The 12,524-nt window shown below is 69.7% G+C and carries 13 protein-coding genes; 10 read left to right on the forward strand and 3 right to left on the reverse strand.

Annotation, left to right across the window (positions count from 1 at the left end):
• Positions 1-131 precede the first annotated feature (131 nt).
• From ACYUED_RS24215 to ACYUED_RS24255, 9 genes are all read left to right on the forward strand, one after another.
• Positions 132-887 (forward strand): DeoR/GlpR family DNA-binding transcription regulator, encoded by a 756-nt coding sequence (locus tag ACYUED_RS24215; protein ID WP_491284939.1) that lies wholly within the window; start codon positions 132-134, stop codon positions 885-887.
• The gene (locus tag ACYUED_RS24220) at positions 884-2,311 is read left to right on the forward strand and encodes a rhamnulokinase (protein ID WP_491284940.1); all 1,428 of its coding nucleotides are present in this window, start codon (positions 884-886) and stop codon (positions 2,309-2,311) included. Before ACYUED_RS24215 ends, ACYUED_RS24220 begins: the two co-directional genes overlap by 4 nt.
• A 356-nt stretch (positions 2,312-2,667) precedes the next feature.
• Entirely contained in the window at positions 2,668-3,699 is a 1,032-nt protein-coding gene (locus ACYUED_RS24225; RefSeq protein WP_491284942.1) for an autoinducer 2 ABC transporter substrate-binding protein, read from the forward strand.
• Between the two features lie 57 nt (positions 3,700-3,756).
• Positions 3,757-5,346 (forward strand): sugar ABC transporter ATP-binding protein, encoded by a 1,590-nt coding sequence (locus ACYUED_RS24230; RefSeq protein ID WP_491284944.1) that lies wholly within the window; start codon positions 3,757-3,759, stop codon positions 5,344-5,346.
• Positions 5,343-6,335 (forward strand): ABC transporter permease, encoded by a 993-nt coding sequence (locus tag ACYUED_RS24235; RefSeq protein ID WP_491284946.1) that lies wholly within the window; start codon positions 5,343-5,345, stop codon positions 6,333-6,335. The genes ACYUED_RS24230 and ACYUED_RS24235 overlap by 4 nt, the downstream gene beginning before the upstream one ends.
• Positions 6,332-7,474, forward strand: coding sequence for an ABC transporter permease (locus ACYUED_RS24240; protein ID WP_491284948.1), 1,143 nt, complete (start codon positions 6,332-6,334; stop codon positions 7,472-7,474). The genes ACYUED_RS24235 and ACYUED_RS24240 overlap by 4 nt, the downstream gene beginning before the upstream one ends.
• The gene (locus ACYUED_RS24245) at positions 7,471-8,253 is read left to right on the forward strand and encodes a class II aldolase/adducin family protein (protein ID WP_491284949.1); all 783 of its coding nucleotides are present in this window, start codon (positions 7,471-7,473) and stop codon (positions 8,251-8,253) included. The genes ACYUED_RS24240 and ACYUED_RS24245 overlap by 4 nt, the downstream gene beginning before the upstream one ends.
• The gene (locus tag ACYUED_RS24250) at positions 8,250-8,945 is read left to right on the forward strand and encodes an HAD family hydrolase (RefSeq protein WP_491284951.1); all 696 of its coding nucleotides are present in this window, start codon (positions 8,250-8,252) and stop codon (positions 8,943-8,945) included. The genes ACYUED_RS24245 and ACYUED_RS24250 overlap by 4 nt, the downstream gene beginning before the upstream one ends.
• Positions 8,942-10,357, forward strand: a complete 1,416-nt coding sequence (locus ACYUED_RS24255) for an FGGY-family carbohydrate kinase (protein ID WP_491284953.1) — start codon at positions 8,942-8,944, stop codon at positions 10,355-10,357. The genes ACYUED_RS24250 and ACYUED_RS24255 overlap by 4 nt, the downstream gene beginning before the upstream one ends.
• 98 nt (positions 10,358-10,455) lie before the next feature.
• Here ACYUED_RS24255 and ACYUED_RS24260 read toward each other — a convergent pair whose 3' ends face one another.
• Together ACYUED_RS24260 and ACYUED_RS24265 are read right to left on the reverse strand one after the other, a co-directional pair.
• Positions 10,456-10,641 carry an IS3 family transposase gene (locus ACYUED_RS24260; RefSeq protein WP_491284955.1) on the reverse strand — a complete coding sequence of 62 codons (186 nt, stop codon included), beginning with the start codon at positions 10,639-10,641 and terminating at the stop codon, positions 10,456-10,458.
• Complete coding sequence (locus ACYUED_RS24265; protein WP_491284957.1) at positions 10,638-10,877, reverse strand: hypothetical protein; 240 nt, start codon at positions 10,875-10,877, stop codon at positions 10,638-10,640. The genes ACYUED_RS24260 and ACYUED_RS24265 overlap by 4 nt, the downstream gene beginning before the upstream one ends.
• Before the next feature lie 104 nt (positions 10,878-10,981).
• Here ACYUED_RS24265 and ACYUED_RS24270 point away from each other — a divergent pair, with 104 nt between their 5' ends.
• Positions 10,982-11,554, forward strand: a complete 573-nt coding sequence (locus ACYUED_RS24270) for a hypothetical protein (RefSeq protein WP_491294402.1) — start codon at positions 10,982-10,984, stop codon at positions 11,552-11,554.
• Between the two features lie 6 nt (positions 11,555-11,560).
• Here ACYUED_RS24270 and ACYUED_RS24275 read toward each other — a convergent pair whose 3' ends face one another.
• Entirely contained in the window at positions 11,561-12,310 is a 750-nt protein-coding gene (locus ACYUED_RS24275) for an SLATT domain-containing protein (RefSeq protein WP_491284959.1), read from the reverse strand.
• Positions 12,311-12,524: the final 214 nt, after the last annotated feature.

Here is a 12,524-nt window from a genome sequence, read left to right on the forward strand (position 1 = left end):
CGAAACTCGTTAAAGGGCCACTTCTATTTCGAGCATTGACCGCGTGACTTCCGCCGACTTAGGTTACGCGCCAAGCCATCCATCGGAAACACGGAGGTTACGTGTTGGCCCTCTCGTCGCACGAACGCGAAATGGAAATCCTCCGTCTACTCGACAGCGAATCCCGAGTGGCGGTGGCGGATCTCAGCGTGCGATTCGGCACGTCGCCCGTCACGACCCGCAAGGACCTGGAGTCGCTGGAACGCCGTCGTCTGCTGCGCCGGGTCCGCGGGGGCGCGATCGGATACGAGGGATCCGACGAGGGCGCCTTTGAGCTGCGGCTTCGGCATCGCGCTGAGACCAAGCGGGCAATAGCCCGTGCGGCTGCCGGTCTGGTGCACGACGGCGACGCGATCGCGCTGGACTGCAGCACCACGTGCTACTTCCTGGCAGAATTTCTGCGCGAACGGCAAGGACTGGTGGTGGTCACCAACGGTCTGCGCGCGGCCGAAGTGCTGAGCGATTCTGCGACGGTGATTCTCACCGGTGGGACGTTGCGGCGCTCGTCCTGGTCGCTCATCGGGGATTTCACCGATTCCCTGTCCCGGGGCGGTCCACTGCTGCACGGGTTCTTCGGAGTACGGTCGGTGTCCCCCGTGCACGGGCTGCTGGAGCTGAGCGCGGAGGAGGCAGCAGCCAAGCGAAAGCTCGCCGCGGCCTGCCGTGATGTCTACGCACTCTTCGACTCTTCGAAGATCAACACGTTCGCGCTGCATGCCTTCGCACCGGTGGACCGCGTCACCGGCCTGTTCACCGAAAGCCAGGTGAACGACGAGACGGTCGCCGAGTGGGACGAAAAGGGTGTCACGACGCACCGGATCGCGCCGTCCGCCGAGGGGCAGCCATGAGCGCTGTCAAGCATGTCGCCGCAGTGGATCTGGGTGCGGAGAGCGGCCGCGTGATCCTCGGGCACTTCGACGGGAACCGGCTGAAGAGCGAGGAGGTGCACCGTTTCGCCAACGGCGCACGGCAGACCGACGGCGCACTGCGGTGGGACGTCGCGCGGATCTGGTCCGGGATCCGGACCGGCCTGAACATGGCGGCGGCCCGCGTCGACCGGTTGGCCTCGGTGGGTGTGGACGCCTGGGGCCTGGACTATGCGCTGCTGGACCAGCAGGGCGCCCTCGTCGACGATCCCGTCAGCCACCGGGATCTGCGCGTCGAGGGAGCACTCGATCAGGCGGTGCGTACCGTCGGGGCGGAGCGGCTCTACGAGGCCACGGGCACCCAGCTGATGGACGTCAACACCGTCTACCAGTTGCTGGCCGAACGACGCACTCCGCGGGGCCGGGCCCGGCAGGACGGCGCCGCGACGCTGCTGATGATCCCTGACCTCTTCCACTACCTGCTCTCCGGTACCGCGGTCGTGGAACACACCGTGGCGACCACCAGCGGCGCGTACGACATCCGGAGCAGGCGCTGGGCGACGGGCCTGCTGGACGAGCTGGGGATTCCGACAGCGTCCTTGCCGGAGATCGTCGACCCGGGCACGGACCTCGGCCCGCTTCTGCCAGGGCTGATCGGCTCGCCCGCACTGGCCGGGACCCGGGTGATCACCCCGGCCGGCCACGACACCGCCAGTGCCGTGGTCGGTGCCGGGCTGGTCGACGCGTCAGCGGCATACATCTCCTCCGGTACCTGGTCGCTGGTGGGGGTCGAGACCCGGCAACCAGTCCTTGGCGCGGCGGCGCGCACGGCGAATCTGAGCAACGAGGGCGGGGTGGAGGGAACGGTCCGTCTCCTGCGCAACGTGATGGGCATGTGGATCCTCCAGGAGTGCCGTCGCCAGTGGGCCAGGGAGGGGAACGAGCTGGCGTACGGTGACCTGGTCACCCTCGCCTCACAGGCCCCGCCGGAGCGGTCCGTCATCGACCCGGACGACCCCGTCTTCGCCGGTCCCAGTGACATGCCGGAGCGGATCCGCTCGTACTGCCGTGAGCACGGCGAGCCCGTCCCGGGCAGTGTCGGTGAGGTCACCCGGTGTGTGCTGGAGAGTCTGGCCCTGCGCTACGGGAGGGTTCTGGGCGATCTCGCCGCCGCGACCGGCCGCCCGGCGCCGCTGGTGCAGGTGATCGGCGGCGGGTCCAGGAACCAGCTGCTCAATGAGTTGACCGCACGGGCCGCCGGAGTTCCCGTGCACGCCGGCCCGGTGGAGGCGGCCTCTGACGGGAACATCCTGGTCCAACTCGCGGCACTCGGTGAGTTGAACGGCCTGGACCAGATGCGCGAGGTGTCCCGGCGTAGCAACCGAACCGTCGTTCACCTCCCCTGACACCAGGGCCGGTGATCACTGGCACCGGCCCTGGCCACCCCCTGACCGGTCGTCTCCGCTTCTCGTGCCCCCGGTAGGCGCGCTCGCGGCGTCGGTGGAGAACCCGGGCGGCTGCCCTACGAGGGCTTCCGGCCGCTCTGCGATCACGGACACCGACCGCCGGTTCCTGATGTGCGGATTCTGCCGGAAGCGGCACCAGCTTCCCTCCCGGGGCGCTGGCCCAGATCTGTAAGGCGCGGCCCTGTTCGGCCGTCGCCGTCGAGAACAGGGGTTTTGATCCCCTGGCGGCCGGCCGACCGTATCGGTCCATCCCACAGAGACGGCCTCGCCCCTGGCGAGGCCTGAACGGAGCAGCAATGAGATATTCCCGGCGTTGGATGAGCACGGTCATCGCCACCGCCTCGGCGGGGGCGCTGGTTCTCACCGGTTGCAGCAAGAAGGACGAGAACACCTCGGGGGCCGCCACGGCTTCCTCGGGCGCGGTGAAGGTCGCGTTCGTCCCCAAGGTGCAGGGCATCCCGTACTTCGAGGCGATGAACACGGGCGGCAAGGCGGCGGCCAAGAAGCTGGGGATCCAGTGGATCTACCAGGGCGCCACCACCGGCGACGCGGCGGCCCAGGCGGATATCGTCAAGTCGCTGATCCAGCAGAAGGTCGATGTGATCGCGGTCGCGCCCAATGACCCCGATTCGCTGGCGCCTGTACTCAAGCTGGCGAAGCAGGCAGGTATCAAGGTGATGACGACCGACACCGACGCCCCCAATTCGGTCCGCCAGGTCTTCGTCAACCAGGCCACCGCCGAGGGTGTCGGCCGGGCGCTCACCGACCAGATCGCCAAGGCGACGGGTGGTGAGGGCGAGTACGCGATCGTCTCCTGCGGTCAGACCGCGGCCAATCTGAACTCGTGGATCGCGGAGCAGAAGTCGTACACCGCCAGCAAGTATCCCAAGTTGAAGATCGCCGACATCGTCTACGCGGGTGAGGACCAGGCGCAGGCGGTCACCATGGCGAAGAGCCTGATGAGCGCCCATCCGAATCTCAAGGGTCTGGTCGGTGAGTGCACCACTTCGGCACCGGGCGTGGCGCAGGCGGTGAAGGAGGCCGGGAAGATCGGCAAGGTCTTCACCGTCGGCGTAGGGACGCCGACCAGCATGAAGCCTTTCCTGAACGACGGCTCGTCCAGCGCGTCCGTGCTGTGGGATGTCCAGAACCTCGGCTATCTCACGGCCTGGGCGGGGGCCCAGCTCGCGGCGGACAAGTCCTTCGAGGCATCGAACAAGGTCAACGCCTCCATGCCGGCCGTGACCTACACCGCCGACCAGAAGATGCTGCTCCTCGGTGAGCCTCTGATCATCACCAAGGCGAACGCCGGCGAGTTCGACTACTGACCGCCGGGTCGGGCGGGCCGTCGTACGGCCCGCCCGACCGACCGAGGGAGAGTACACGTGACGACCACCACACCCGTCGCCCCGGCGGGCGAGGGCCTGCGCCTGAGTGGTATCCGCAAGGCGTATGGAGGGGTTCAGGCGCTGCGTGGCGTCGAGTTCACCGTCGACAGTGGCGAGATCCACGCCCTGGTCGGCGAGAACGGCGCCGGCAAGTCCACCCTGATCAAGATCATCTCTGGTGCGGAGAGCCCGGATACGGGCACGGTCCTGCTCGGTTCCACCGTGCTCGTCCACGGCAGCACCGGTGACGCCCTGGACGCCGGGATCGCCACCGTCTACCAGGATCCCCGGCTCTTCGGTGAACTCACCGTTACCGAGAACGTCTTCATCGGGCGTGAGCTGCGCCGTCGGGGCCGGGTCGACTGGGCACGGCAACGACAGCGGGTCGCCGAGGTGTTCACGCGGCTCGGTGTCGATCCGCAACTGGCCGATGTACGCGTCGCCGACCTCGCGGTGGCCGAGCAGCAGCTCGTTTCCATAGCCAAGGCGTTCGCCCGCGACGCCCGCATCCTCATCCTGGACGAGCCGTCGGCCATTCTGACCGATCGTGAGATCAACCGGCTCTTCACCGCGCTGCGCGGACTGCGTGAGCACGGTGTCGGCGTGATCTATATCAGCCACCGGCTCGACGAGATCGCCCGTATCGCCGATCGGGTGACCGTGCTGCGCGACGGTCAGGTGGTGGCCACCCGTTCCACACAGGACACCACGGTGCGCCAGATCGCCGAACTGATGGTCGGCAGGCCGTTGTCCGAGACGGCTGTCACCCGTCCGCGGCCCGGAGACGGGCGTGTCCTGGAGGTCCGTGGGCTGAGCCGGTCCGGACGTTTCGAGAACGTGGACCTCGACGTACGGCCGAGGGAGATCGTGGCCCTGTACGGCCTTGTGGGTTCCGGCACCGACGCCGTGGCACACGCGCTGTCCGGCCTCGACCCGGCGGCCCGCGGCAGTGTCCGAATCGACGGTGAGCCGGTCGCCACCGGCATCCCGGAAGCTGCCGCGCGGGCGGGGCTGGCCCTGCTGCCGGCCAACCGGCAGGTGCAGGGCGTCTTCGCCGACAAGAGCATCGCCTTCAACATCTCGGTCGGGCATCTGCGCAGGCTCAGCCGTGCTTTCTGGTTCGACCGCGGAGCGGAGGCATCCCTGGCCGCCGACTTCATGAAACGCCTGGCCGTCAAGGCGCCCACGGCGAAGACCCCGATCGGCCGGCTGTCCGGCGGCAATCAGCAGAAAGTCGTCCTGGCCCGCCAGTTGGCCGGAGAACCACGCGTCCTGGTGCTGGAGGAGCCGACCCAGGGCGTGGACATCGGCGCCAAGGCGGAGATTCACCAACTGGTGTTCGATCTCGCCGACGCAGGCAACGCGGTCCTCCTGGTCTCCACCGACCTGCCCGAGGTGCTCCAGCTGGCCGACCGGCTCCTGGTGCTCCGGGGCGGACGGGTGGTCGGCGAATTCGGCCGCGGCGCGAGTCAGGCGGATGTCCTGGCATCGGCCGCGGGCGAGAAATCCCAGGAACGGGCCGCAGCGGGGACCACCCGGCAGTCCACTGACAACCAACAGGATGGAGAGGAGGTGGAACGGTCATGACGACAGCGATCGCTCCCCGCGCACCGAGACGTCCGATTGCCCGACCCGTCGAGGGCCAGGAGATCGTCCTCGCCGTGGTGCTCGGCACGCTCTGGGCGTTCCTCGCGCTCACCACCGACACGTTTCTGACCGCGGGCAATCTGCAGAGCATTCTGTTCGCGGTGGCACCCGTCGCTGTCATCGGCGTCGGTATGACAGCGGTGATGGTCACCGCGGGAATCGATGTATCGGTGGGCAGCGGCGTCGCCGTCGTCGCCGTGATCGCCGCCAGACTGGTGCGTGACCAGGGGGTGCCGGGGTACGCGGCGATGCTCGTCGCCGTTCTCGCCGGAGCGCTGCTGGGCGCCGTCAACGGATCACTGGTGGCCTACGGGCGCGTGCATCCGATCGTGGTCACCTTCGGCACCCTCTATGTCTTCCGCTTCGTCGCGCTGCAACTGTTCGGATCAGCCAACGTGGACAACGTCCCGGGCACCTTCGGACTCCTCGGCGGAGGCAGGGAAGGCCTGTTTCTCGGCGTCCCCGTGGCCTGGTGGCTGACGGTGGTCATCGGCGCCGTCGTCTGGTTCCACATGCGCCACCGGGTCACCGGGCGACACTGGTACGCGGTCGGCGGGGACGCGTCCGCCGCGCGGCTCGCGGGCATCAAGGTCACCCGGCGCCAGATCGGCGCCTACGTCCTGACCGGTGCGCTGGTGGGTGTGGCCGCCTGCTTCGTGGTCGGCAGCGGCGGCACCGTCCAGCGCAACATCGGAAGCGGTCTGGAACTCCAGGTCATCGCCGCAGTGGTGATCGGCGGCACCAGTGTCCTGGGCGGGCGCGGCTCGGTGCTCGGCACCCTGCTCGGGGCCGTCCTGGTGGGCACCGTGTCCAGCGCGGTCACACTCCTCGGCTGGCCGTCACAACTGGCGAACCTGTTCGTCGGCGTGTTCATCATCATCGCGGTGGGTGCGGACCTGCTGCGCGAGCGCCGGAGGAGTGCACTGTGAGCCGGCGGACCGAGCAATTCCAGGAGACCCGGAGTACGACCGAGGGAACACCGGAGCCGCGGCAACAGCCCCCCTCGGACACTCGAACGGGGCCGGCGCAGGCCGGCCCGGCCGCGCGGGCCGTGCACTTCCTGCTGACCGAGCGGGTGGCGTTGCTGGGCGTGCTGCTCGTCGTTCTCCTCATCTGGATGAAGACGCTGGACTTCGGCGGCTATCTGATCGCCCCGTACGACAGCACCTATCTGGGAGCCAACCTCGACTCGATGGTGCCGGTCTGCCTGCTGGCCCTGGCTGAGCTGGTGGTCATGGTCGCCGGCCGGGGCGGCATCGACCTGTCTGTCGGCGGCATCGTCAGCCTGGCCGGCATGGCCTTCGGCTACCTCTATGGAATCTGGCACTGGCCGCTGCTGCCCGCACTGGCTGTCACCGTACTGCTGGGCGGGGTGCTCGGAGCGCTCAACGGTTTCCTCATCGCCTACCTGAGGTTTCCCGCGCTCATCGCGACCCTCGCCGCCGGCTATGCCTTCGGTTCCCTCGCGCTGAGCCTGCACAACAGCGACCCCATCTCCACGGAACGCATCCAGAACCTTTCCGGCATTACCGACTCCAGCACCGTGCCGGGGCTGGAATCGGTGATTCCGCCCTTCCCCGCCCAGGTCCTCACCTTCATGCTGCCCACCGCTGTCGTGCTGTGGCTGCTGATCAACCGGACCACATTCGGCCGGCGCCTCTACGGCGTGGGCACCAACGAGACAGCGGCGCATTTCGCGGGAGTCTCGGTCCGCCGACTGCGGTTTCGGGCGTATGCCACCTCCGGGCTCCTCTCCGGGCTGGTGGCTGTCCTCACCGTGGCCCAGTTCGCCTCGGCACGACCCGACGCGGGCTCCGCGGGAAACGGCATGGCCCTGCCCGCGATCACCATCGCCGTGCTCGGCGGCGTCGCCGTATCCGGCGGAATCGGCCGCGTCGGCGGGGTGGTCCTCGCAGCTCTGCTGGTCACCTGGCTCAACACCGGAATCCTGCTGATGTTCAACACCTCCGAGGGCGGCGAGTACCAGATGCTCGCCCTCGGCGCGGTCCTTCTGCTGTCCGCTCTGCTCAACAGCCTGACCATGCGCAAATACGGGAGCCTGAGATGAATGTCCTGAGCGACCCCGCTCTTGTCCCCGAGAGCCTCGTCGCCCTGACCCGGCGGCTCGGCGATCCGATCGCCGACCTCGCGATCCTCGCCGAGGGCAACACCTCGACGGTGCTCCCCGACGGCCGGTTCGTGGTGAAGGCCAGCGGATCCCGGATGGACCGCGCCTCCACCGACGATTTTGTCGTCGTGGAACCCGAACCGTTGCTGAAACTGATGGAGCGCCCGGGCGCGAGCCAGGACGAACTCTCCGCTCTGCTGTCGGCCTCGCCGGCCGGCCGACCGGGCCCTGCCCGGTCGGCGTCGATCGAGACCCTGGTGCACCTCGCGGCCATCGCCGCCGGCGGGGCGGCCTGGGTGGGCCACACCCATCCGACCGCCGTGGTCGGCATGCTGTCCACCGAGGAGGCGGAGGAGTTGTTCTCCGCTCCGCTCTTCCCCGATGAGGCCGTCGTCCTGGGCCGCCCGGCCTGGGTCCCCTACCTGCCGCCCGGTCTGGACCTGGGCAGGGCGGCTCTGGCCTCCATCCGCCGGCACATCGATACCCACGGGGCCCCGCCCCGCCTGGTACTCCTGGGCAATCACGGCATTGTCGCCCTCGGCCGCACCGCTGAGGAGGTTGAGGCGATCACCGCCATGTGCGTCAAGGCCGCCCGGGTGCGGCGGATCGCCCTGGGGTCCGGCTCGTTGGCCACTCTTGCGGTGGAATCCGCCTACGCCCTTGCCGCCCGACCCGACGAGGACCTACGTCGTCGGCTGCTGAGAGGAGCCGGCCAGTGAGCCTGCCCACACGCATCGAGGCTGTCTTCTTCGACATCGGCGGCCCCGTCTACGACGACGCGAACTTCGCCACGGCCGTGCTCACCGCATTGGATGAGATCCGCGCGGAACGCGGCGAGGGACCGGCGGACCGGGACCGCTTCACCACCCTCTACGACGAGACGCGGGCCCGTCAGGGCGGTTCGCTGCGAGGCGCGCTCAGCGAGGAGTTCCTCGACGGGCGGCACGAACGGGCCCTGCTGCACGAACGCACCCGCCGGCACTGGATACAACACCCGGGAACGCTGTACGCCGATGTCCTCCCGTGCCTGCGCGCACTGCACGGCCAGGTGCGTACCGGAGTCATCGCCAACCAGGAGGCCGGTGTCGTCGACGCCCTCACCCGCGACGGTGTCGCCCATCTGATCGACGTATGGGGGGTCTCGGCACTGGTCGGCAAGGAGAAGCCGGATCCGGAACTCTTCCACTGGGCGCTGGACAAGGCCGGGGTCGCGGCCGGGCAGGCCGTGCACGTCGGCAACCGGCTCGACACCGATGTCCGCCCCGCCCGGTCCGTCGGCCTGGGCACCGTCTGGGTGCTGCGCGGGGAGGCGCCACCGCACCCCACGCCGGAACAGCTCGCCGAACCCGACCTGGCCGTGGACGACCTGACCGGACTGGCACAGGTGCTCCTGTCCGGCGGAGCCTCATGACGGCGGTGACCATCGGCGTCGACATCGCCACAGCGGATGTACGGGCCGTCGCCGTCACCGGCGAAGGCCGCGTACTCGCCGTGGCGAGCGCGCCGCTGCCACCACCGAGCCACCCCCGCACCGGATGGAGCGAACAGGATGCCGTGTACGCCGCGGTGTCCTTCGACGTCCTTGCCGAGCTCACCGCTCAGCTGGGCCCCCGCCCGGTCGCCGGTGTCTGCGTCACCTCCACCTCGGGCACCGTCGTCCCGTGCGACGAGCACGGCAACCGGGCCGGACCCGCCGTGATGTACGACGACCAGCGCGCCCGGACCGGGCCGGGGGCCGCCCCCGCCCTGCCGGACGCGCTGGCCCGAGTCGCCTGGCTCCAGCGCTACACCCCGGCCCCGCGCTATCTGCATGTCGCCGACACCGTGACCGCCGCGCTCGCCGGACGGCTGCTCCCGACCGACACCAGCCACGCCCTCAAGACCGGAGCGGACCCGGTTACCCTGACCTGGCCACAGGTGCTGCTCGACTCCGCCGAAGTCGCCTCGTCCCAACTGCCACAGCTGGAAAGGCCCGGGCGGATCGTCGGGACGGTCGACAAGAGGGCCGCGGAGCGCACCGGGCTGCCGAGCGGCACTCCACTGGTACTGGGGATGACGGATGGCTGCACCGGACAGATCGCCGCCGGAGCGGTCCGTCCGGGCCAGGGCGTGGGCGTCCTGGGCACGACTTTGGTGATCAAGGCCGTCTCCCGGCGGCAGACCACGGACCCGTACGGCGCCTTCTACAGCCATCGTGCGCCGGACGGGCTGTGGTGGCCCGGCGGTGCCAGCAACGTCGGAGCCGGCGCGCTCCAGGCGCGCTATCCAGCGCGTGACCTGCCTGCTCTCGACGAGGCGGCCTGGCTGCACGGCCCGGCCCGGCACCTGCGCTATCCCCTGACCCGCACCGGTGAGCGCTTCCCCTTCCGGGTCCCCGACGCCACCGGCTTCACCCTCGGCACCGCAGAAGGGGAGACCGACGTCTTCCGCTCGTTCCTGGAGGGGACGGCGTTCACCGAAAGGCTGGGGCTGGAGGTGCTCGCGGCGGCCGGGGCGGCCATCTCCGGACCGTTGCGTGCCGTGGGCGGCGGCAGCCGCAGCACAGCGTGGCTCCGTATCCGGGCCACGGTCCTCGACCGTCCGCTGGAAGTCCCCGCCGAGCCGTCGAGCGGATTCGGGGCGGCGGTGCTCGCCGCCGCGGGAACCCTGTACGACGACATCGGGGAGGCGGTTGACCACATGGTCCGCACGGCCGTGACCGCTGAACCCGATCCCGCCCAACTCTCCGCACTTCAGGAGGGATACCGGCAGTTCACCGGGGAACTGCAACGACGCGGCTGGCTCACCTCACCCCCAGTACTCCAGCAGGATTTTGAGGCTTGACCTGGGGAAACGCTGGGCGGTGGAAGTGAACCGCCCCGGGTTTGATGGAGACATCGGACTGCCCCGAGTTGGGTGGAGTCGAGTTGCTTGGTTTCAGGCTACTGGTGGTGGGTGCGGAGTTCGTACTCCACCGGGCGGAGCATGCCCAGGGCGGAGTGTCTGCGCTGTCGGTTGTGGAAGGTTTCCAGGTACTCGAAGAGCGCGGTGGACAGCTCCAGCCGCGTCCTCCACCGTCTGCGGATGAGCAGTTCAACCTGGACCCGCGCCCAGAAGGACTCCATCATCGCGTTGCCCGGGCGCCGGTGGAGACCCAGGACGCCAGCAGGGCACGGTCGCGGTTCGAGCGTAGACCGGCGAAGATCTCGTTGAACTTGTCGTCCGGGATCCGCTTCGGGATCCGCTTCGGGATCCGCCTGGACACCTTGGGGCGGTAGCGGCCGGTGCGGGTGGGCGCGAACGTGTCCATCGGGTTGTGGTGCTCGTGGGCCCGGCGCGAGCGGTCCAGCGGGAACGGGTTCACCAGCACGGTGTCCGTGCCGCGGTCGAGGTGGAAGTCGTAGAAACCGCGCAGGACAGTCTCGCTGTGCGCGCGGGCGGAGGGCCTCGATCCCGTCGTTGTCCACCGTGGCGTCGGACGCCGGATCGGTCGTCTCCGGGGCGTCGGTGTCGGTGTCCGGGGTGGGGGCGTTGTCCTGGTCGGTGTACTGGAGGGCTTCGGCCAGTGTCGCGGACATCGAGTACGGCCGCAGCGCGTACCCCTACCGAGGCGTGGAGTACGCCTACACCTACGACGACCCGCCGCTCGGCTCCCTGGCCTCCGCCTTCCTCGCCTACCTCGACGAGGGCGTCAACGAGAACGTCATCCGCACCCACGGCCACCTGCCGTGCTCGGCGGCGCGGACCTCGGGCCTGTGCGGATCGGACGGAGCGCGTTGCGGCGACCACCACTCGATCCGTAGCCCTGGCCCGCGCTCACAGCCGCGCTGTGTCCGGCCGGCGCGCCGGAGCCGATCACCGCCGCGCGGTCTCGCCGAGCGTCACGCGGCGACGGTGGCGGTGTGCTGGTTCTTCCACGGCGTCCGGGACTTCGGCCACCCGCGGCCGGCACGTCCCAAGTGCCTCGTGGCCCCGAGCTTCGCGGAGCGGTGCGCCGTGGTCAACGTGGTGGTGGGCCTGGAGCCGCTGTCGCCGCGGTAGCCGCGCTCACCTCGGCTCGGGTGGCCGCTGGCGTGGCATGTTGGGTCGTGCGCCCGCGCCCGGCGGCAGCGGGAAACGGCCCTGCGCGCTGCCGATCTCCTGGCGCCCGGCGCCGGTCCCGGCGGACTGGATACTCATCGGCGCGGTCCCCGTCCGGAACTCCACCATCCAGTCGGCTGTCTCCGTGCGCACCAGCTCGGTCACGTCCTCCGAGAACCGCCGCAGCACCCCGAGACACCGCTCCGCGGCCTCGCTCGCCGTCCCCTCCGCGGGCCCCAGCACCTCCCGCACACTCTCCGAGGCCCACTCGAACTGCAGCGCCTGCAGCCGTCGTTGCACGGCCTGCGCGGTCGCGACGTCCCTTATCCATCCCGACGTCACGCCGAAGAACCGGTCCACGGCCACGCACGCCACCGCGAGGAGCAGCGCCAGGTACCCCCACGCGGCCAGCCCCGCGACCATCCCGGTCAGATCCAGCAGCGGCAGCGCGGCCCCCGTGACGGCCCCCGCCGCGGCCCCCGCGCGCAGCGTCCGCGCGCCCCGCCGCTTCCACGCCCGGTCCGCGAGATACCAGGCCGCCGTCTCCAGCGCCCCCTGCTCCACCCACCGGTACAGCTCGTGCAGCCGCTCGGCAGGCTCGCCCCAGTCCCCGAGGGGCATCGCGCGCCCGGTCAGATCGCCCGGCCGCAGTCCGGCCGCACCCTCACCCCACCCGTCCTGGGGCGGACCCTCGGGCTGCATCTCCGGCTGACCCACCGGCACTCCCTACTGATCACGAGACTGATCACAAACGAACACGTTGCGTGACATCCGATGCTGATGTGCCGGATCCTTCCTACCGCCCAATGGGTGGCGAAGCCCCGGGATTCGCATCTTTTCCGCCCGGAAGTGGGCCTTGATCAGGTATGGGACTCGGCAAAGACTCACTCGAAAGAGTGCTGGGGCGATGGCTGCCGGGACCACGTAGGCT

Source organism: Streptomyces sp. DF42, from assembly GCF_058267695.1.

What these genes read in the sequence shown, in the direction of transcription:
- ACYUED_RS24215 (WP_491284939.1), top strand. Translation starts at nt 132, where the DNA reads ATGGAAATCCTCCGTCTACTCGACAGCGAATCCCGAGTGGCGGTGGCG.
- ACYUED_RS24220 (WP_491284940.1), top strand. Translation starts at nt 884, where the DNA reads ATGAGCGCTGTCAAGCATGTCGCCGCAGTGGATCTGGGTGCGGAGAGC.
- ACYUED_RS24225 (WP_491284942.1), top strand. Translation starts at nt 2,668, where the DNA reads ATGAGATATTCCCGGCGTTGGATGAGCACGGTCATCGCCACCGCCTCG.
- ACYUED_RS24235 (WP_491284946.1), top strand. Translation starts at nt 5,343, where the DNA reads ATGACGACAGCGATCGCTCCCCGCGCACCGAGACGTCCGATTGCCCGA.
- ACYUED_RS24245 (WP_491284949.1), top strand. Translation starts at nt 7,471, where the DNA reads ATGAATGTCCTGAGCGACCCCGCTCTTGTCCCCGAGAGCCTCGTCGCC.
- ACYUED_RS24255 (WP_491284953.1), top strand. Translation starts at nt 8,942, where the DNA reads ATGACGGCGGTGACCATCGGCGTCGACATCGCCACAGCGGATGTACGG.
- ACYUED_RS24260 (WP_491284955.1), bottom strand. Translation starts at nt 10,641, where the DNA reads ATGATGGAGTCCTTCTGGGCGCGGGTCCAGGTTGAACTGCTCATCCGC.